We start from the raw sequence: 19709 nt of genomic DNA, 5'->3' as shown, positions 1-19709 counted from the left end.
CCTTTTATTTCCGGCGCGTTTCCCGTTTCTCAAACTCATGGCGATTGATGGCGGGGTTGCCGTTCAGCAGGTCCACCGGTTTTTCCTGCGACGGGGTCAACAGCAGCAACGTCTCGCGGCCGGTGCCCAGCACCAGGCGCGTTTCCGGAAGCGGCTCCGCATCCGCATCCTGCATCTCAAGCTCGGGCGGCGGCTTCATTTCGTCCGACGCCTCCAGAGTGACCGCAGGCGGAACACCCGTTGCGCCGGCATGCAGAATCATGAGTTTCCGCGCATTCTTTTCGTCTTCCCGGGGCAGCTCATTGCCATACGCGGGCAACTGTTCGAGCGGCACCGCCTGCGCCTCGGGCAAGGGCAACGTGTTGAGACGGAATCCCAGTCCCCGATCCGGTTCGAAACGTCCGATTTCATAACCCCGCCCGGCCAGCACCAACTCCTTGCCGCGGATGGGTGGGGTGGGCAAAACGGAGCGGTTTTCCGGCACCGTCACGGTTTTCCGGGGAGAAGACATTAAAAGTTGCGGCAGGAATTCATAACGCGGAACGCGTTGGTGGCCGGCTTGGGTCTGGACCGCCCGATCCTCGCCCGGGTAGGACCTGAGTTTCGGCTCGAAACGTTGTTGCCAGTCCTCCGGCAGCGACGGGGGCTTTTCCTTTTGATCTTGCAGAGCGGCCTGCGGTTTGCGTCCCGGTTCGCTATACAGTTTCACCACAATGGGCTTCAATTCCAGCGGTTCCTCCCGCGTGACCCAGAACATCAGCGCAAAGCCCGCCAGAAGCGTCCAGAATATCAGCCAACCCATACCCTTGGGCGCTTTGGGCGTTTGCCAGATCGGGGCGGGAGGCGGCGGCGCCTCCTCCTCTTCAAAATAAGAGCGGCGCTCCGGCTTGGGAGGTCTGCCTTGAGTTTCAACCATGCGCTGCCTTTCCGCGTAAAGAAGTCCTTTATCTACATCGGCCAAAAATCACGATAATTGATGGATGGAGTGCAGCTCACCGCCAAAAATCGCACCCAAACCCCGCACATTCCATTTTTTTGACGGCTTCCCTGCGAGACAAGGCCCATCTCATAGGGGTTTCTGCCGTGGCACAGATATTGCTATTTATTCAATTATAAAGAGCCGCGCCAAGATATTGAACTTTTTTAGAACAGGAACCCTAATGATGACTCTGGATGACGCCATGACTTCCACAACCGATCTCAAACGCTATCTGGACCCGACGGGGGTCCACGTCCTCAAAAAACGCCTGCGCTCCGGGCAGATCACACCAACCATCTTCAAGCAAACCCTGAAACGGCAGATGGTGAGCCAGTTCTTCATGGACTACACCCACCCTGTTGACCGGGTCTGGAGCAAGATGGCCACTATTTTGCGCCGCGAACGGCGCCTCATCGACACGCGCTCGCAAAACAACGGCGGCGAGCCGGAAGCGCAACCCGAGCTGGGCCAGCCGTTTCCCATGCCGACCTCCAAAAAAATGGAGTGATCCAAACGCCGCAACCGGTGTCTGCGTGCACTCCTGAGCGCCTTCCGCAAGGTTCCTGATCGGCATTCATGGCTGTCGGATTTGAAATCCGCGGGTATATTTGCTTCAATGGAAAACAGGCTTGCTTTCCTTGAGAGGAATGCATCAGTCTGTTTTTTTCATTCCGCAAAGGAGGCCGTTCTATGGATTTGGAATCCGTCATCAAGTACATCACCGAAGACCACGTTTACATCTTCAAGACATTTATCGTGGTGTTCGTGACCCTGTTGATCGACTATTTCCAGAAACGGATGTTCGACCGCCTCCAGAAACGTGCTGAGACCTCCGACAAGATCTGGGACGAAGCCCTGATCGACGCCGTGCGCAAACCCCTCCGGTTGATCATCTGGACCGTTGGCATTTACATGGCGTCCAAAGTGATCGAGGAGTCCATCAGTTCCGTCGTGTTCAACATGATGGGTCCGGCCCGGGACACGCTCATCGTCGCCAGCATCGCCTGGTTCATCGTCCGCCTTATCAAAAACGGCGAGGAAGTCCTGCTCAAAAAAGAGGACACCAACCTCGACCGCACCACGGCAGATGCTATTTCGAAGTTGTTAAAACTGTCGGTGGTCATCACGGCATTTCTGGTGGCGCTGCAAACGCTGGGATTCAGCATTTCCGGCGTGCTCGCCTTCGGCGGTATAGGCGGCATCGCCATCGGTTTTGCCGCCCGCGACCTGCTCGCCAATTTTTTCGGCGGGTTGATGATTTATCTCGACCGGCCTTTTGTCGTCGGCGAGTGGGTGCGTTCGCCGGACCGCGAGATCGAAGGCACGGTGGAACACATCGGCTGGCGGCTGACGCGCATCCGTACGTTTGACAAACGCCCCCTTTATGTTCCCAATTCAATCTTCGCCTCAATCGCCGTGGAAAATCCGGACCGCATGGAAAACAGGCGCCTCCATGAAACCATCGGCATTCGTTACGACGACATTGCCAAAATGAAACCCATCGTGGACAAAGTGAAATCCATGCTGGAAAACCACCCGGAGATCGACACCAACAGAACCCTGATGGTGAACTTCAACAAGTTCGCCGCGTCGTCTCTCGACTTTTTCATTTACGCGTTCACGAAAACCACCAAATGGACGCATTACCACGAGATCAAACAGGACGTCTTGCTGAAGATCATCGACATCATCGAACAAGAGGGCGCCGAAGTCGCATTCCCCACCTCCACCATTCATCTGGCCAATGGTTGGAACGTGCCGGCGGAAGAGCCCGGCACGTCTTCCAAAAACTATCGTTAGCCCGATCCCATGGGTCGCGTGGGCAGGTTGGAGCGCCGGGTAAATCAAATTGACAACCTTCGAGGCGATTTGTAAACTGTGCAGGCGATAAGGGCCTTTGTAGCCGTAAACGTTCCGCCATTTACGCTGGAAACGATCAGCGAACTCCAGGGCCGGTTCAAAACGCTGGGATTGCACGCTGCCTGGACGCGCCCCGGCAACATGCACCTGACCCTGAAGTTTCTCGGCAATATCGATCCCCAGAGCCTACCCGAAATCACAAACGCACTGACCCGGGCTCGGTCCCGAGCGCCGTTCCGGGTTTCGTTGGAAGGTGTGGGCGTGTTTCCCGCTTGGAAAAAACCACGGGTGATCTGGGTGGGGTTGCACGACCCGGATCGCAATCTCGTCGCCTTGCAATCGCAGTTGGAAACCGCTCTGGAACCGTTGGGATATCCCCGGGAAACCCGGCCCTTTTCACCGCACCTGACTCTGGGCCGGATCAAATCCGCGAAGGGATGCGACCGGTTACAGAGCGAAGTGGCATCGCTCGACCCCATAGACCCGAGCCCGTTCGAGGTCAATTCGATTCGTTTGTACCGGAGCGACTTGACCCCCAAAGGGTCCGTATATACCGTTTTGGAAGAAATCTCACTCCAGGGCCAGACCCCGGACACCTGAACCATTCACACCTTACCTTATATTAGGAGACGCCATGTCCATCGATCAGGATAAGGAAAAAGCCCTCGAGTTGGCTTTTTCGCAGATCGAAAAACAATTCGGTAAAGGATCCATCATGAAGCTGGGTCAGGCCGAAGCCCAGCGCGGCATCGCCACGATTCCCACCGGTTCCCTGTCGCTCGACGCGATCCTCGGGATCGGCGGCGTGCCGAGAGGCCGCGTGATCGAAATCTATGGACCGGAAGCGTCCGGCAAAACCAGCCTCACCCTGCACATCATCGCCGAAGCCCAGAAGACGGGCGGCGTCGCCGCCTTCATCGATGCCGAGCACGCACTCGATCCGAAATATGCGGAGGCGCTCGGCGTCAATCTCGACGATCTGCTGTTGTCGCAGCCGGACACCGGCGAGCAAACTCTGGAAATCGCCGAAGTGCTGGTGCGCAGCAACGCGGTGGACGTGATCGTCATCGACTCGGTGGCCGCACTCGTTCCCAAAGCGGAACTCGACGGCGAGATGGGCGACTCACACATGGGCTTGCAGGCCCGGCTCATGTCGCAGGCCATGCGCAAGCTGACCGGCGTCATCAACAAATCGCGCACGGCGTTGATCTTCATCAACCAGATCCGCATGAAAATCGGCGTCATGTTCGGCAGCCCGGAGACCACCACCGGCGGCAACGCGCTTAAATTTTATTCCTCCGTGCGTCTCGACATCCGCCGCATTTCCGCACTCAAGGACGGCGACAAGGTGATCGGCAACCGCACCCGCGTCAAAGTCGTCAAGAACAAGCTGGCCCCGCCGTTCCGCGAATGCGAGTTCGACATCATTTACGGCAGGGGCATTTCCCGCTACGGCGACCTGTTGGACCTGGGCGTGCAGAACGAAATCATCCAGAAAAGCGGCACCTGGTTTTCGTTTGGAGACGATCGCATCGGCCAGGGCCGCGAAAACTCCAAAAACTTCCTGGAAGAGAATCCGGACATCTCCTCAAAAATCGAAACCCAGATCCGTCAAAAGCTGAACCTGCCTGTCTCGGGCGCACCGCTCCCGGTAGAGGACGCCAGCGAGGAACAGGAGCCCAAGGCGGCGGGCAAAGGCAAAAAAAAATAGCCGCGTTCGGACACGATACCGATGCCGGATGACGACGTCCTCAAACAGGCTCGCAACCGCGCCCTGCGTTACCTCACTTACCGCGACCGCACGGAACACGAGATGCGGTCCTACCTGGCCGGCAAGGAGTTCGACGCACCCACGGTGGACCTCGTCGTCGATTACCTGAAGCGGCTGGGGTATGTGGACGATGCGCGCTTCGCTTTGCAATGGGGGCGTTACCGCATCGAAACCAAACAGTTCGGTCGTTTTCGCCTCAAGCAGGACTTGCGCCTCAAGGGACTGGGCGACGCCCTCATCGAAGAAACCTTACGGCAGCTTTACGGCGAACACGATGAAAAAGAACTGGCCCGCGACGCCGCCGTGCGCAAACTCCCGAAATGGAAAAACCTGGACAAATCCAAACAACGCCAACGCCTCGCCGGGTTTCTGCAACGCAAGGGATTCAGCAGTGAAACCGTTTTTGATACGGTAGAACGATTGATTCCTTACTAGTTCTGCCTGACAATAAACCTTGCAGCCCATGAACCGGATCACTCCCCTTCGCGCGGAACCCACATGAACCTTTCCAGTCTCGCTCTCATTCCCCCTCCCCTGTTCGCCGGGATCGGTTTCGTGTTCGGCCTGGTGGTGGGAAGTTTCGCCAACGTCTGCATCGCGCGCCTGCCGAAAAAAGAATCGGTCGCCTTTCCCGCATCGCATTGCCCGCACTGCAACGCCGCCATCCGCGCCTGGGACAACATTCCCGTGATCAGTTACCTGGTCCTGAAAGGCCGGTGCCGCCAGTGCCACGCCCCCATCTCTCCGGTGTATCCGGTGGTGGAGCTGACGACCGCGCTGTTGTGGGCCGCGGTGTTTTACAAATTCGGCGTGTCGTGGGCCACCGTGATTTATGCCATCGTCATGCCCACACTCGTCGTCATCACCGCCATCGATATCGAACACCAGATCATTCCGGATAAAATCACCCTGCCCGGCATCGGCTTCGGCCTCCTTGCCGGAAGTTATCTGAATGGCGTTATGGATTCGCTGATCGGCCTCGCCGTGGGCGGCGGATTGTTTCTGCTTTTAGCGGAAGTGTATTTCAAGGTACGCGGCGCCATGGGCATGGGCGGCGGCGACATCAAGTACATTGCGGCGGCGGGAGCGCTTTTGGGATGGGCTCAGGTGTTGCTCGTTATTTTCATGGGGTCCATCGCCGGAGCGCTGTTCGGCAGCATTGGCATGTCCACGCAGAAACTGAGTTTCCTCAGCAAGATTCCGTTCGGACCTTTTCTCGCCCTCGCCACGATCATTTCCATTTTCTTTGGCGATGATATTTTAGACCTTTACCTGAGCCTCATGGTTGTGGAACAATAACGCCGATCCTGAAGACCCCATACATGAGGAGAACCATGGAATCGCGCGACGAGAATCTGGAACCCGATCGTTCGCATGAGGAAGAGGCCGAAGCTCAACCCGCGCCGGCTTCTCCCGCGGACAAGGATGACACCCCCCACAAACCGGCTACCACCGCCACCTCCACGCCCGGCCCCATTACGGATCAGGGAGAGGAACTGGAAGCCCTGCGCATGGAAATCAAAAAAAACCGGCGGGAAATCACCATCGTCAAAACCATGCTCTACCTCAGCTTCATCGTCGTGCTGGTGGTGATGTATTACGCCATCAACAAGACGCAGGTTTTGAAACTTCAGGACCTCGGCACCCAACTGACCCTGTCTCAGAATCAGGCCTCACTGAACCTGGGTGTCCAACAGAAAACCACGGAAGAACGGATCCATGCGCTGGAAGCGGCTTTGCAACAGGTGATGGAAAAAGTCATGACCCCTCAAAACACCACACCCGCCGTCGATCACCCCGGAAAACTGAATCGGTTGGAAGAAACGGTGACGGGCATCAATGGTTCGTTGTCGCTGTTGGAACCCAACAGCCCCATGCTGCGGGTGAAGGTGGACCTCGTTAAGGAAAATGCCGCGGCCATGGTGGAGTCCTATAAGCAGGTGCTGGTCGAACCCAAGCCGTAATCATTTCACGGAAAAAATGGAATCGAGGCGGCCCATTGCCTCGTCATTCAGTTTCCAGCCCGCGGCCTTCACATTTTCCTCCATCTGCTTTTCATTTTTGACGCCGATCAGTGCGGTGGCAACCGCAGGCTGGTGCGTCACCCAGTTGACCGCTACCTGAGCGCAGGTTTTGTCCAGTTCGTCGGCAACGGCTTTCATCCGTTCCACCTTTTCCACATTGCGTTGGAAGGCTTCGCCGGTGAACTCACCGATGATGCCTTTGCTGCGCCAGTCGGTGAACTTCGTATCCCTGCCGTACTTCCCGGTCAACACTCCCGATGCCAGTGGACTGTAGGCAACGACGCCGATTTCTTTTTCCTGGCAGAACGGCACGATTTTCTTTTCGATGGAACGTTGCAGCAGGCTGTACTCCGGTTGCAGCGAAACGATCGGTCCCACCTCCAGGCATTCCTGCATCTGCGGCACGCTGTAATTGCTGACACCGATGTGGCGGATTTTGCCCTGTTCCTGCAAACGCAACAGCGTTTGCATCGTTTCCGCCTGCGGCGTCTCCCCATCCGGCCAGTGCACCTGGTACAGATCGATGACATCCGTTTGCAAGCGTTTGAGACTCAGCTCGATCTCTTCCTCAATCGACTGGCGCGTGGCCACCTTGCGGATGGAACCCAGCGATTCCTTTTCCCAGCGCAGGCCGCACTTGGTGGCGTAAAGCACCTTGTCGCGGTGCGGTTTCAAAGTTTTTCCTATCAACGATTCGGAATGGCCGAATCCATATACCGGCGCCGTGTCGAAAAAGTTGATGCCCAGATCCACCGCCTTCAGCAAGGCTTTCTCCGAGGCGCGGTCGCCTTCCGTCGTCCAGAACGGAGAACCGCCGATGCCCCAGGCGCCAAACCCCAGCACCGAAATCTCCAAATCGCTCGATCCTAACTTTCGATATTCCATACGTTCCCCACTCCACCGGAAGTTTTTATTTATGAATCCGCAAATGTCTGTTCTAATAGTGAACCAAGGACCACAACAGGGTCAAGTCGCCATGACCGACTCATGCATTTTTAAGATTATTCCGACAGCAATCCCTCATGAAATCACTGATCCGGGTTTTGGGTTACCTGAAACCTTACAAATCCTATGTGGCGTGGACGCTGGGTTTCGCCATCCTGACCACCCTTCTGGACCTCGTGCCGCCGTGGCTGATCAAACTCATCGTCGATCGGCTCGTGGAAGAACAGTCCGGAGACATGATTTACGGGGTGGTGCTGGCGCTCGTGCTTTCCTACTTCGGCCGTAATTTTTCCAATTACAAACGCATCCGTCTCAACAACGAACTCGAACAAAAAGTCGTTTTCGATCTGCGCTCGCACGTGTACCGCTCGCTGCAGAAGATGTCGCTCAAGTATTACGAGAACCGCGCCACCGGCGAGATCATGTCCCGCGTCAACGACGACGTCACTTACGTCGAGCGTATTTTCATCGACGGCATCGAGCAACTGGTCACCGCCTTCCTGACGCTCATCGGCATCACCATCATCATGTTCTTCCTGCACTGGAAGCTGGCGCTGGCGTCGCTGCTGCCGTTGCCGCTCTTGATCCTGGGCGCGTGGAAATACACGTTCAAAGCCCACGACCTGTACCACATGGTGCGCGAACGCGCGGCGAAGATGAACGGCATCCTGCAGGACACCATTTCCGGCATGAAGGAGACCTTCGCCTTCAACCGGCAGAACCATGAAATTAAGAGGTTCGAAAAACGCAGCGGCGCCTACTGCAAGGGCACGCTGGAAGTCATGAAGCTGTGGGCGTTTTATTCACCGAGCATGATGTTTCTGGGGTCGATGGGCACGGTGCTGATCGTGCTTTACGGCATCGGCCTGGTGCGCGGCGGGGAGATCACCGTCGGCACGCTGGTCGCCTTCATCGGTTACCTCGCTTTGTTTTACACGCCGATCAACCAGCTGCATTCGCTCAACCACATGCTGCAACACGCACTCGCCTCCAGCGAACGGTTGTTCGAGATCATCGACGCCGAACCGGAAGTGAAAGAACCGCCGCATCCCATCGTGCCCTCGACGCACGTTCAAGGCCGGATCGAACTGCATGACATCCATTTTTCCTACGTGCAGGGCAAAGAAGTCTTGCATGGCGTCAGCTTCCACATCGAGCCGGGCGAGACCATTGCGCTGGCGGGGCATACAGGCAGCGGCAAATCGACGCTGGTCAAGCTGCTGATGCGGTTTTACGATCCAACCGCCGGGGAGATTCGCATCGACGGCCACCCGCTGCGCGAGCTCAGCCTGTCGTACCTGCGCGAGCAGATCGGGCTGGTGTCGCAGGAACCGTTCCTGTTCAACGGCACCGTGGCCGACAACATCCGTTACGGCGATTTGCAGGCCACGGACGACGCCATCCATCGCGCCGCCCAGGCCGCCAACGCCGCCGACTTCATTGCAAAACTGCCGAACGGTTTCGACACGTTGATCGGCGAACGCGGCGTCAAGCTGTCCGGCGGCGAGCGTCACCGCCTCGCCATCGCCCGCGTGTTTTTGAAAGACCCGCCGATCGTGGTGCTGGACGAGGCCACGGCCTCCGTCGATTCGGAAACGGAATTCCAGATCAAGGACGCGCTCAACCATCTGATGGCCAACCGCACGACGATCATCATCGCGCACCGGCTGTCCACGCTGGAAGGGGCGGATCGCATCTTCGTCCTGCAGGAAGGCACGCTCGTTGAGTCCGGCACGCATGAAGACCTGATCCAGGGCGACACCCGATACGCCGACCTGTTCCGGTCGCAGCTTCACCTCTAGAAAAAGAAACCGCTCAGTCTTTGACCGTCCCGGTGACAAACTCGCCGAGGTTGCGGAATTTTTCATGCCGCTGCTGGACCAGTTGATCAGGCGTCATCTGTGTCAACGCGTTGAGGTTGGAGCGGAGCGCTTTTTTGAGGAGGATGGTGGCGCGTTTGTGGTTGCGGTGCGCACCGCCCAGGGGTTCGGCCACCACCTGGTCGATCACCTTCATCGTGATGAGTTGTTGCGCGGTGAGACACAGGGCATCGGCGGCCTGCTTCACTTTTTCCTTGTCGTCCCACAGGATGGACGCGCAGCCTTCCGGCGAGATCACCGAATACACCGAATGCTCCAGCATGAGCACCTTGTTGCCCATGCCAATGGCCAGCGCCCCGCCGCTGCCGCCTTCGCCGATGATGGTGGCGATCATCGGTACCTTGAGGCCCGCCATCACGAACAGGTTCCTGGCAATCGCTTCGGACTGGCCTTTTTCTTCCGCATCGACGCCCGGGTATGCGCCCGGCGTGTCGATGAAGGTCACGATCGGGACATTGAATTTCTCCGCCATTTCCATCAGGCGCAACGCCTTGCGGTAGGCCGCCGGTTGCGACATGCCAAAATTGCGCAGCAGTTTTTCCTTGGTGTCGCGGCCTTTCTGGTGACCAATGATCATGACCGTGAGGTCGCCGAACTTGGCCATGCCGCCGATGATGGACGCGCCCAATCCACCATGCCGGTCGCCGCTCAACTCCTGAAAGTCGGTGAACACGGCGTTGATGTAATCCATCGTGTACGGGCGCATGGGATGCCGCGCCACCTGCGTTTTCTGCCACCCGTCGAGGTTGTTGAAGGTGTCGTACTTCATGCGCCGCAATTTTTTGCGGAGCTTGGCGATCTCGTGCGAGATGTCGCCGATGCTGTCGTACATGTGTGACAGCGAGACCAGTTCGCGGATCTGGTTTTCTACAGAGAAAATTTCTTTTTCAAAATCGAGAATTTGAACCATGAGTCGTGTCCGGGATCAGTAAAAACCAAAAATGGGATAAATGAGATTTTTCAGGTAAGGGGACTGGTCCAGAGCCCGGGCGCCTTCAAATCCGATCCGGTTCTGCCCCAGCCGCAACATTTCCAACTGCGACAGGTGTTCCGCTTTCGCCAGCGCAAACGCGCCTTCATCGCCGATGTAATTGAAATTCAAATCAAGGTTTTTGAGGTTGCCCAACGATTTCGAATTGGCCAGGGCCTCGGCACCGCGGTCGGTGATGTAATTGCCCGCCAGTCTGAGCGACTTCAACTGGTTCACCTTGGGCGAATTGGCCAGAGCCACAATGGCATCGTCCGTCAAGTTGTTGCTGCTCAGGTTCAGCTCCTTAATCTGGCCGATGTAAGGCGATTCCAGCAGGATCAACACACCGCGATCGCCGATGTAACTTTTCTCCAGATTTTCCAGCGAGTCGGTATCGCTCCAGCTTTTGATTTTTTGCCGCAGACGAAAATCATCCAGTGCCTGCGCGCCTTCCTTGCCCAGCTTGTTATACGCCAGACCGATGCGCGTCAGCCGCGTGAACTTTGCAGAGTTGAGAATCGCCAACGCCCCCGCATCGCCCACCGTGTTGTAATTCAGATTCAACTCCACCAGCCGGGACAACGTGTCCGACTCCGCCAGCGCTTTGGCCCCGGCGTCGCCGATCTGGTTGTTGAACAGGTTCAGCGTTTCCAGGTTGCCCAACACCGGCGACTCCGCCAGATAACGCGCTCCCACATCCGTCACCTGGTTGTTTTCGATCGACAACTCCCTGAGGTTTTTCAGGTACGGCGACTGCGCCAGCGCACGCACGCCTTCATCACCCACTGCGCCCTTGTAAATTTTCAGGACGGTGACGTGTTCCAGCAGCGGCGAATTAGCAAGAAACTTCGCCCCGTCGTTGTGAATGATTTTCTCATTCAGCTTCAGGGTCTGGTCATTGCGGCGCAGTTTCTTTTCTATATATTGGCCCAGGTCCTCCGGCGTCATTTCCCAGACCGCGCCGGACGTCATGATCCCGAGGCCCACCCACAACAACAGTGCCTTGCAGGTCGATTTCATAATTTCAGCAAACCTCATTCAAAAACCGGATTTTACTATAATCCATTGATGAATTCATTCTAGCAAGCGCACTCATTTATTTTCAATCGCATTCAAACGCTTTTCCAGTTCGCGCAGTTTTTGCGCCATTTCCGGGAGTTTCGGCAGCGTGGTGACGTATTTTTTCCAGGTCATGCCGGAAACGGCGGGACTGCCGCCGTAGAATCCCGCATCCGGAATGCTCTTGTTCACGCCCGCCTTGGCGGCAATGATGACCTGGTTGCCGAGGCTGACGTGGTCCGCCAGCCCCACCTGCCCCGCCAGGATGACATGATGCCCGAGCGTGCAACTGCCGGACAATCCCACCTGCGACACCAGAATGGAATGCGGACCGATGTCGCAGTTGTGCGCGATCTGCACCTGGTTGTCGATTTTCGTCCCCGTTCGGATGACGGTTTCGCCGAACGCGGCGCGGTCGATGCACGTGTTGGCGCCGACTTCCACGTTGTCCTCGATGACCACGCGTCCGACCTGCATGATCTTGACGTGCTCGCCCTTTTCGTTCGGCGTGTAGCCGAACCCGTCCGCCCCCACCACCACCCCGGAATGCAGGATGACGCCGTTGCCGACAATGCCGCCGCGGTACAGAACGACGTTGGCGTGCAGGATGCAGTCGTTGCCGATGCGGCAGCCGTCGTGCACCACCACCCCGGGATACAGCACCGTGTTGTCGCCAATGCTGACGTCCCTGCCGATGCTGACGAATGGCGAGACGGTCACGTTTTGCCCCAGCTTCGCCGTCTCGTCCACAGCGGCGCGCGCGTCGATGCCCGCGGCCGGTCTGGGTTCGGGATGAAACGCCGCCAGGATGTGGGCGAAGGCCAGTTGCGGCGCGGGATGGATGACCTGCACCTTGTCCGTTTCCATCGGTGCTTTGACCAGCACCGCCGACGCGGCGCAGGCGGCCAGCTTGTCTTTATATTTATTATCCGCGATAAAGGTGATGTGCCCGGCCGCAGCGTGCTCCAGTCCCGACGCATCGGTGATCTCGATCTGGTCGTCGCCCTCTACGGTGCCGCCCACCTGTTGGATGATGTCCGCTAGTTTCATACCGCCTCTGGGTGTTTAAAGATTACAGAATCAATTCCTTGTCGATGGGCTTGACCTCGCCGTCCACCAGTTGCAGCACCCGGTCCAGGCTTTTGGCGATGCGCGGACTGTGGGTGACGATCACGAAGGTCTGGTTGAAACGGCGGTTGAGGTCGCGCACCAGATCCATGAAGGCGTCGCTGCTGCGGGAATCCAGGTTGCCGGTCGGCTCGTCGGCCAATAGCAGGTTCGGTGCGTTGACCAGACTGCGCGCCAACGCCACGCGCTGGGTTTCGCCGCCGGAAAGCTCGCCCGGCTTGTGGTGCAGGCGTTCTTTCAATCCCATCTGCGTCAACAACTCGACCGCACGCTCGTGCAGTTTGGCCTCGTCCTGCCCGGCGATGAGGCCGGGGAACAAGGTGTTCTCCAGCGCCGTGAAATCCGGCAGCAGGTTGAACAACTGAAACACGAAGCCGACGTGGCGATTGCGGAACTGTTCCAGATACCCGTTTTTCTGGGCGAAGATGTCGCGTCCCTGAAACTCGACCCTGCCCTTCTGCGGCCGGTCGAGTCCGCCCATGATGTGCAGCAGCGTGCTCTTGCCGGCGCCGCTGGCGCCGACGATGCCCAGCACCTCACCCGCCTGCACCTGGATGTCGGCGTTCTTGAGCACCTCCACCGACTTGGCGTTGCGCTGGTACGCCTTCCAGACACCGGTCACGTTCAACAAAATTCCGCCCTCGTTCTCATTCATAGCGCAACCCATCCACCGGGTCCAGCCGCGCCGCCCGCCACGCGGGGTACAAGGACGCCGCAAAACAGATGAGGATTGAAAACACGATGATCAAAAACGAATCGAAATACTGAATCTCCGACGGCAGGCGGTCGAGGTAGTACACGTCGCTCGGGAACGCCTGAATGTTGAACACGGTTTCGATGAAGCCGACGATCTCGTTCAGGTTGGGCACTATGGTGAATCCCGCCACCACGCCCAGGCCGGTGCCGACGAGACCGATGATCAATCCCTGCATGCTGAAAATTTTCATGATGCTGGAGCTGGTCGCGCCCATCGATTTCAAAATGGCGATGTCCTTGGCCTTTTCCATCACCACCATGAACAGCGTGCTGATGATGTTGAACGCCGCCACCAGGATGATGAGGATGAGGATGATGAACATGGTGATCTTTTCAAGCTTCAACGCCGAAAACAGGTTTTTGTTCATCTGCATCCAGTCGCGGGTGACGTAGGGGAACTCCAGTTTCTTCTGGATGCTCTCGGCGGTTTTCCAGGCGAGGTCAATGTCCTCGACTTTGATTTCGATGCCTGTCACCGTTTCTTTCATGTTGAACAGTTTCTGCGCGGCTTCGATGGACACGAAGGCGAGATTGGCGTCGTATTCATACATGCCCGACTCGAACAGCCCGACCACCTGCACCATCTTGATATTGGGGATGACGCCGAGCGGCGTCATGCGCACGGAAGGCGCAAGCATGCCGATGACATCGCCGACCGAAACGCCCAAAGAGCGCGACAACTCCACGCCCAGAATGATGCCCTTGCGGTGAATGCTCGATGCCCCCGAAGGCGCGCCGGTGAGATCTTCCAGCTTGCCCTGGATCATGTTCTTTTCCAGATCGGAGATGCTGGCTTCGCGTTTGGGATCGACGCCGCGGATCACCACGCCGGAGGTGCGCTGGCCGTAGGTCAACATCACCTGCTTGAGGATGAACGGCGCCGCCGCGCGCACCTCTTCCACTTCCTTGACCGTGGTGACCACCTTTTCATAATCGACAATGCCGTTGCGTTCGAAACTCGTCACCACGATGTGGCTGTTGGTGCCGAGGATTTTGTCGCGCAGGTTTTTGCCGAAACCGGACATGACGGCGATGACCACGATGAGAGCCATCACCCCCAACGCCACACCGCCGACGGATATGAATGTGATGAGGGAAATGAACTTGTGGGATTTGCGGGAACAGAGATGACGCCAGCTGACTCGTAATTCGTAACCCATGATTTCAACGGAAGAGGTTGACCGAAACCGGGCCGCGGCCCGGGCCTATAGAGTAAGGCGTTCAGGATTCCTTTTTCAACTGCGGGAACAGGATCACGTCCCGGATGGACGTGGAATTGGTGAACAGCATGGCCAGCCGGTCGATGCCAACGCCCTCGCCGGCGGTCGGCGGCATGCCGTATTCCAGGGCGCGGATGAAATCGAGGTCCATCCAATGAGCCTCATCATCGCCCGCGTCTTTCTGCGCCACCTGTTCCTCGAACCGGGCTTTCTGGTCGATGGGATCGTTCAACTCGGTGTAGGCGTTGGCCAGCTCGCGGCAGCCGACGAAAAACTCGAACCGTTCCACCAGATTCGGATCGTCTTCCTTCTTCTTCGACAAGGGCGACAAGGCCAGCGGGTAATCGATGATGAACGTCGGCTGCACCAGCTTCGGCTCGACAAAATGATCGAACAGCTTGCCCTGCACCTTGCCCAGCGTGTCGCGTTTCTCCAATGGCACCTTGTGCTGCAACGCGTAGTCCGTGATCTTGTCGTAATCCTGGAGCACGTCGGCGGGCACACCGCCCAGTTCCATGATCGATTGAAAAAACGTGTAACGCTGAAACGGCTGCGACAGATCGAGGGTTTCCGTGCGGCCGGATTTGTCCGCCAGCGTACACGGGAACGTCAGCGTGTTGAACACCGCGGTGCCGATGTAGCGGAACAGCTCTTCCGTCAGGTTCATCAGGTCCTTGTAATCCGCGTAGGCCGTGTAGAATTCCAGCATGGTGAATTCGGGATTGTGCTGGGTGGAGATACCTTCATTGCGGAAGTTGCGGTTGATCTCGTACACGCGCTCGATGCCGCCGACCACCAGCCGTTTCAGGTACAACTCCGGGGCGACGCGCAGATACAGGTCCATGTCGAGCGCATTGTGGTGTGTCTTGAACGGTTTCGCCGTGGCGCCGCCTGGAATGGACTGCATCATCGGGGTTTCCACTTCCAGATACCCGCGCTCGTTGAGGAAGCCGCGGATGGCCTGGATGATGCGGCTGCGCGCCACGAACACTTCCTTGACCTCCGGGTTGACGATCAGGTCCACGTAGCGCTGGCGGTAGCGCAACTCGACGTCTTTCAGGCCGTGCCATTTTTCAGGCAGCGGCAGCAACGATTTGGAAAGCAGCGTCACCGTGGTGCAGAACAGGGTCAACTCGCCAGTCTTGGTTTTCGAGAGCCGCCCTTCCGCGCCGAGGAAATCGCCCATGTCCACCTTGTTGAACCACTCGTAGTTGTCCGCGCCGATGTCGTCCTTTTTCACATAGATCTGGAACTGGCCGGTGCCGTCCTTGATCGTGCAGAAGGTGGTCTTGCCGTGTTTACGGCGAGTCATGACACGCCCGGCGACGATGAAACTCAAATTCTCTTCTTCGAGAGCTTCCTTGGTTTTGTGTTCGTGCGCGGCCAGCAGCTCGCCGATCTGCGCGTTGACCTTGAAGCGATTGATGTAGGGATTGACGCCCAGCTGCCGCAACTCATCGAGTTTGTCGCGGCGCTGCTGTAGAAAATTGCTGGATTCTTCCATGAATTCGGAGGTTATGGGATTTTGGGAATGCAGCCTTCAAAAATCATGAAGGGCGCCATGGGTATGTATGCCTGGGTGCCGCACGCAACCGCCTTGCCGGAACCGACCTGCCGGAGCCGCCCGGCTTGAGCCCGCCGGCGTTCCAGTATCAGCGGGCGATCTGCACAAAGCGGGATTCGCGCACCACAGTGATCTTGATCTCGCCGGGATACGTGACTTCCTTTTCGATGCGCTTGGCCACGTCCTTCGACAGCAGGATGGCTTCGTCGTCGGTGATGTTGTCGGGAACAACCACGATGCGCACTTCGCGCCCGGCCTGAATGGCGTAGGTCTTCTCGACCCCCTTGAATGAATCGCCGATCTCTTCCAGTTGCGACATGCGTTTGACGTAGGTCTCCAGCATTTCGCGCCGGGCTCCGGGCCGTGACGCGGAGATGGTGTCGCCTGCGGCCACAAGCACCGCGTAAATGGATTCCGGTTCGATGTCCTCGTGGTGCGCGCCGATGGCATTGACCACGTACTTGTGTTCGTTGTAACGGTTGGCGATGTCCACGCCCAGCGCCGTGTGCGTGCCGTCGGTCTGGCGGTCCACCGCTTTGCCGATGTCATGCAAAAGGCCGGAACGTTTGGCCAGTTGCACATCGAGGCCCATTTCCGAAGCCATGGAACCGCACACCCACGCCACTTCCTTGGAGTGTTCGAGCACGTTCTGCGTGTAGCTGGTGCGGTACTTGAGGCGGCCCAGGAGCTTCACCATGTCCGGATGCATGCGGTCCACGCCCACATCCATGACCGCCTGCTCACCGGCCTCAATGATGTCCTGGTTGATTTCCTTTTTGCATTTGGAGACGACTTCCTCGATCCGGCCGGGATGGATGCGCCCGTCCAGCGTCAGTTTCTCCAAAGCACGGCGGGCGATTTCCCGGCGGATGGGATCGAAGCTCGACAGCACCACCGCGCCCGGCGTGTCGTCGATGATGAGATCGACACCGGTGCTCTGTTCCAGGGCGCGGATATTGCGGCCTTCGCGGCCGATGATGCGGCCTTTGATATCGTCGTTGGGCAACTCCACCACCGACACCGACGTTTCGGCAACGTGGTCCGAAGCCAGCCGTTGCACCGCCATGGAGATGAGGCGGCGGGCCTCGTCGTCCGCGTGGATGCGGGCATCCTCTTCGATGCGTTTCACCTGGCGCGCCGCATCCTGCCGGGCTTCCTCCAGCATCTGGTTGCGGATGGCTTCCTTGGCTTCCTCCGCCGTGTAATGGCTGATGGATTCGAGCTGCTTGATCTGTTCGGCAACGAGGACCTGGTATTCCTGTTTCTGCTTTTTGGCTTCCGCTTCCCGCTCGTCCAGCTCCTTGCCCCGGTAATCGAAACTGCGTTCGGCCTGCCGGTTTTTTTCGATCAGGTTATTCAGTTCCGATTCCTTCTGGCGCAGGGCTTTTTCCTGTTCACGCAATTCGCCCATCTCGCCTTCCAGTTCCTTTTCCATGCGGGCCCGGGTGGCGATTTTTTCTTCCTTGATCTCGAGTTCGGCCTGACGCTTGCGCGTCTCCGCTTCTTTTTCCGCTTCCTGAATGATTTTTTCGCCCAGGGCCTCCGACTCCTTCAACTGATACTCCGCGAACTTTTTGCGCAGAAGGTATCCTCCGAAAAAACCGATGCCGAGAGTCCCGACCAGGCTCACAATCAACGTCACCAGACTCAGTTCCATGCCACTCACTGAATTACCCATGATTTACCTCGTTTATATTCCAAACTATCCTGCCTCAACGGCGGAGGCCGTTCAGCAATCAATGATTTTTGTCTCGGTAATGATTTGATGGACGCGCCGGTCCGACGGGTCCTGCGGCAGGGTGTCGTAAATCTGAAAATCGAAAGCCAGCCCCACCCGTCTGGCGGAGCCGCTCAACCGATCCAGAAGCCGGTCGAAGTACCCCTTGCCATACCCAATCCGTCCTCCCTGTTCATCGTAAGCCAATCCCGGCATGAGCACGAGATCGACCTGCTCCACCGGCAGCCACTTCAAAAACCGGTCCTCCGGTTCGCGGATGCCGAAAGGCCCCCGCTTGAATCCGATGTCCCACCCCGGCAAATGCGAGACATTGAGCTCGCCCGTCGCGGCATCGATGACCGGCACGCACACGGTCTTGCCCGCATCCAGCGCCGCCGTCACCAACGCATCGGTATCCACCTCGCCGGGGATGGAGAGATAGACGAGCACCGTGGCCGCCCGGTGAAACGCTTGCAGCGTCAATACCTTTCGGGCAATGCAGCCGCTTTTTTCTTTCAGGGTTTCCGGGTCGAGCGTTTGACGCCGGTCCAGAACCTGTTTCCGGATCGCTGCTTTCGAATGCAAAGAGCCCTCAATATCCTGTGGGACAACAACTGCAAAGAGGGTCTGGTACTGGAAGAGCCGGTTGCGACCGGGGGTCCATCAACCGGACTCTGCCGAACCAAGGAAAGAATCGGGTTTGCTCCGGCGCATGGCCCGGTGCATTTGACTGTAGGCAGAGAGTTCGCCCGCAAACCGTTGGGGAGTTGTGTTGAGTTTATATGTAAAAACGCATCCCTGATTCAAGATCCGTTGATCCTTCCAATTTGAAACCGGGCCAACCCGGCGGGGGCCAACCCGGCGGGGGCCAACCCGGCGGGGGCCGCCTGTTCCTGTGCCAACACCCTGTTTTTGACCTTCGTACCCACAAACATATTCAGAAATGCTTCCCCGCGTATGCCGTGCCAAAATCAGTTTTTGAACCTGCCAAGGACAGGTGGGTTCTCCGTGAACTGTTTCAGGCTTCCTCCGAAGAGGCATGCTCACCACAGCCAGTTTCGATCCCGTTGATTCATGTTGGCTCAAGAATTGATGTTGTGCTCGAGCATCACAGGGAAGCACTGTATCCCAGTTTTGTTCAATCCTAGCACAACCCCCGAACCCCCTCAAGTCTATTCTTTTGTGTCATTTACCGGGAGTTTCTCGAAGCTGCCGAAGCTCGTTTTCAAGCCGTTCAGCCAGCGCCGCCGTGCGTTGCTCCAACTCCTGATGGCGTGTGCCCTGCTCCGCTTCCAACGCTGCAAATTGTTGTTTCAATTCAAATAAATCCTGCGCGATGTTGAGCGCCGCCAGCACCGCCACATCCCCCGGAACGGTGCGGCTGGAGGCGGACAGCTCCCGCATGCGGGCGTCCACGTAGGCGGCCAGTTCCTCAAGCGACACGCTGGAAGAGGTGGCTTTGACGGTGTATTTCTTTCCGTAAATCTGGATCTGGATGCCTGGGGCCATGGTAGTCACTCAACCGGGATGCGGTGAAGTTGCTCCAGAATACGGCGCACCTTGGTGCGCATCTGCCGGCGCTCTTCTTCCCATTGTTTGTGCTCGGCTTCCAGTTTGGCAAGACGACTCAGTTTTTCCTGCACGCCGTTTTGTTGACTGGAGAGGGTTTCGACCTGCTGGCGCAGTTGCCGGACTTCGGTTTGCAGGCGAGCCTGGTCCTCCCGCAGGAGGCGGGCTTCCTCGATCCATTCGGCAACGAGGCGCTCCAGCTTGTCAACCGGGTCTGTGGACATGCGCGAATCCTATCACCGCGGGGGTGGGGTGTCAATCGGCCCG

At 57.7% G+C, this 19709-nt stretch carries 20 protein-coding genes and 1 other RNA gene; 8 read left to right on the top strand and 13 right to left on the bottom strand.

Going from position 1 to position 19709, the window contains the following annotated elements; translation table 11 throughout:
- Positions 1–4: 4 nt before the first annotated feature.
- The gene (locus QML71_RS04615) at positions 5–916 is read right to left on the bottom strand and encodes a hypothetical protein (protein ID WP_282010735.1); all 912 of its coding nucleotides are present in this window, start codon (positions 914–916) and stop codon (positions 5–7) included.
- Positions 917–1160: 244 nt separating this feature from the next.
- Between QML71_RS04615 and QML71_RS04610 the strand changes: the two genes are divergently transcribed.
- The 7 genes from QML71_RS04610 (at position 1161) to QML71_RS04580 (ending at position 6574) form a co-directional block, all read left to right on the top strand.
- Positions 1161–1487 carry a hypothetical protein gene (locus QML71_RS04610; RefSeq protein WP_282010734.1) on the top strand — a complete coding sequence of 109 codons (327 nt, stop codon included), beginning with the start codon at positions 1161–1163 and terminating at the stop codon, positions 1485–1487.
- Between the two features lie 182 nt (positions 1488–1669).
- Complete coding sequence (locus QML71_RS04605) at positions 1670–2779, top strand: mechanosensitive ion channel family protein (RefSeq protein WP_282010733.1); 1110 nt, start codon at positions 1670–1672, stop codon at positions 2777–2779.
- Positions 2780–2857: 78 nt separating this feature from the next.
- Positions 2858–3439 (top strand): RNA 2',3'-cyclic phosphodiesterase, encoded by a 582-nt coding sequence (thpR, locus tag QML71_RS04600; RefSeq protein WP_282010732.1) that lies wholly within the window; start codon positions 2858–2860, stop codon positions 3437–3439.
- Between the two features lie 40 nt (positions 3440–3479).
- Positions 3480–4550 (top strand): recombinase RecA, encoded by a 1071-nt coding sequence (recA, locus tag QML71_RS04595; protein WP_345742338.1) that lies wholly within the window; start codon positions 3480–3482, stop codon positions 4548–4550.
- Between the two features lie 21 nt (positions 4551–4571).
- Positions 4572–5045 (top strand): regulatory protein RecX, encoded by a 474-nt coding sequence (locus tag QML71_RS04590; protein ID WP_282010730.1) that lies wholly within the window; start codon positions 4572–4574, stop codon positions 5043–5045.
- A 63-nt stretch (positions 5046–5108) separates the two neighbouring features.
- Positions 5109–5909 (top strand): prepilin peptidase, encoded by an 801-nt coding sequence (locus QML71_RS04585; RefSeq protein WP_282010729.1) that lies wholly within the window; start codon positions 5109–5111, stop codon positions 5907–5909.
- A 35-nt stretch (positions 5910–5944) separates the two neighbouring features.
- The gene (locus tag QML71_RS04580) at positions 5945–6574 is read left to right on the top strand and encodes a hypothetical protein (protein ID WP_282010728.1); all 630 of its coding nucleotides are present in this window, start codon (positions 5945–5947) and stop codon (positions 6572–6574) included.
- Here QML71_RS04580 and QML71_RS04575 read toward each other — a convergent pair whose 3' ends face one another.
- Positions 6575–7519, bottom strand: a complete 945-nt coding sequence (locus QML71_RS04575; protein WP_282010727.1) for an aldo/keto reductase — start codon at positions 7517–7519, stop codon at positions 6575–6577.
- A gap of 137 nt (positions 7520–7656) precedes the next feature.
- Here QML71_RS04575 and QML71_RS04570 point away from each other — a divergent pair, with 137 nt between their 5' ends.
- Positions 7657–9381, top strand: a complete 1725-nt coding sequence (locus tag QML71_RS04570) for an ABC transporter ATP-binding protein (protein WP_282010726.1) — start codon at positions 7657–7659, stop codon at positions 9379–9381.
- A gap of 13 nt (positions 9382–9394) precedes the next feature.
- On the opposite strand, the gene QML71_RS04565 is transcribed toward QML71_RS04570, so the two are convergent.
- The 11 genes from QML71_RS04565 to QML71_RS04515 all read right to left on the bottom strand — a co-directional run bounded on the left by QML71_RS04565 (position 9395) and on the right by QML71_RS04515 (position 19666).
- Positions 9395–10369 (bottom strand): acetyl-CoA carboxylase carboxyltransferase subunit alpha, encoded by a 975-nt coding sequence (locus QML71_RS04565; RefSeq protein ID WP_282010725.1) that lies wholly within the window; start codon positions 10367–10369, stop codon positions 9395–9397.
- A gap of 15 nt (positions 10370–10384) precedes the next feature.
- Complete coding sequence (locus tag QML71_RS04560; protein ID WP_282010724.1) at positions 10385–11449, bottom strand: leucine-rich repeat domain-containing protein; 1065 nt, start codon at positions 11447–11449, stop codon at positions 10385–10387.
- A gap of 72 nt (positions 11450–11521) precedes the next feature.
- Positions 11522–12538 (bottom strand): UDP-3-O-(3-hydroxymyristoyl)glucosamine N-acyltransferase, encoded by a 1017-nt coding sequence (lpxD, locus tag QML71_RS04555; RefSeq protein WP_282010723.1) that lies wholly within the window; start codon positions 12536–12538, stop codon positions 11522–11524.
- A 22-nt stretch (positions 12539–12560) separates the two neighbouring features.
- Positions 12561–13271 carry an ABC transporter ATP-binding protein gene (locus tag QML71_RS04550; RefSeq protein ID WP_282010722.1) on the bottom strand — a complete coding sequence of 237 codons (711 nt, stop codon included), beginning with the start codon at positions 13269–13271 and terminating at the stop codon, positions 12561–12563.
- Positions 13264–14532 carry a lipoprotein-releasing ABC transporter permease subunit gene (locus QML71_RS04545; protein ID WP_282010721.1) on the bottom strand — a complete coding sequence of 423 codons (1269 nt, stop codon included), beginning with the start codon at positions 14530–14532 and terminating at the stop codon, positions 13264–13266. Before QML71_RS04545 ends, QML71_RS04550 begins: the two co-directional genes overlap by 8 nt.
- A 61-nt stretch (positions 14533–14593) precedes the next feature.
- A complete protein-coding gene (lysS, locus tag QML71_RS04540; RefSeq protein WP_282010720.1) occupies positions 14594–16096 on the bottom strand; it encodes a lysine--tRNA ligase in 1503 nt (500 codons plus the stop codon).
- Between the two features lie 148 nt (positions 16097–16244).
- Positions 16245–17807, bottom strand: a complete 1563-nt coding sequence (gene rny, locus QML71_RS04535) for a ribonuclease Y (protein ID WP_371832124.1) — start codon at positions 17805–17807, stop codon at positions 16245–16247.
- A gap of 78 nt (positions 17808–17885) precedes the next feature.
- On the bottom strand, positions 17886–18458 hold the full coding sequence (locus tag QML71_RS04530; RefSeq protein ID WP_282010718.1) for a 5-formyltetrahydrofolate cyclo-ligase: 573 nt from the start codon (positions 18456–18458) through the stop codon (positions 17886–17888).
- A gap of 359 nt (positions 18459–18817) precedes the next feature.
- Positions 18818–18993, bottom strand: a non-coding RNA gene (gene ssrS, locus QML71_RS04525) — 6S RNA.
- A 65-nt stretch (positions 18994–19058) separates the two neighbouring features.
- Positions 19059–19382: a cell division protein ZapA gene (locus QML71_RS04520; RefSeq protein ID WP_282010717.1), complete on the bottom strand. Its 324-nt coding sequence runs from the start codon at positions 19380–19382 to the stop codon at positions 19059–19061.
- Between the two features lie 5 nt (positions 19383–19387).
- A complete protein-coding gene (locus QML71_RS04515; RefSeq protein ID WP_282010716.1) occupies positions 19388–19666 on the bottom strand; it encodes a hypothetical protein in 279 nt (92 codons plus the stop codon).
- Positions 19667–19709: the final 43 nt, after the last annotated feature.

This window comes from Nitrospina watsonii (genome assembly GCF_946900835.1).
GTDB classification, from domain to species: domain Bacteria; phylum Nitrospinota; class Nitrospinia; order Nitrospinales; family Nitrospinaceae; genus Nitrospina; species Nitrospina watsonii.
This window is presented reverse-complemented; position numbering and strand designations above follow the sequence as displayed.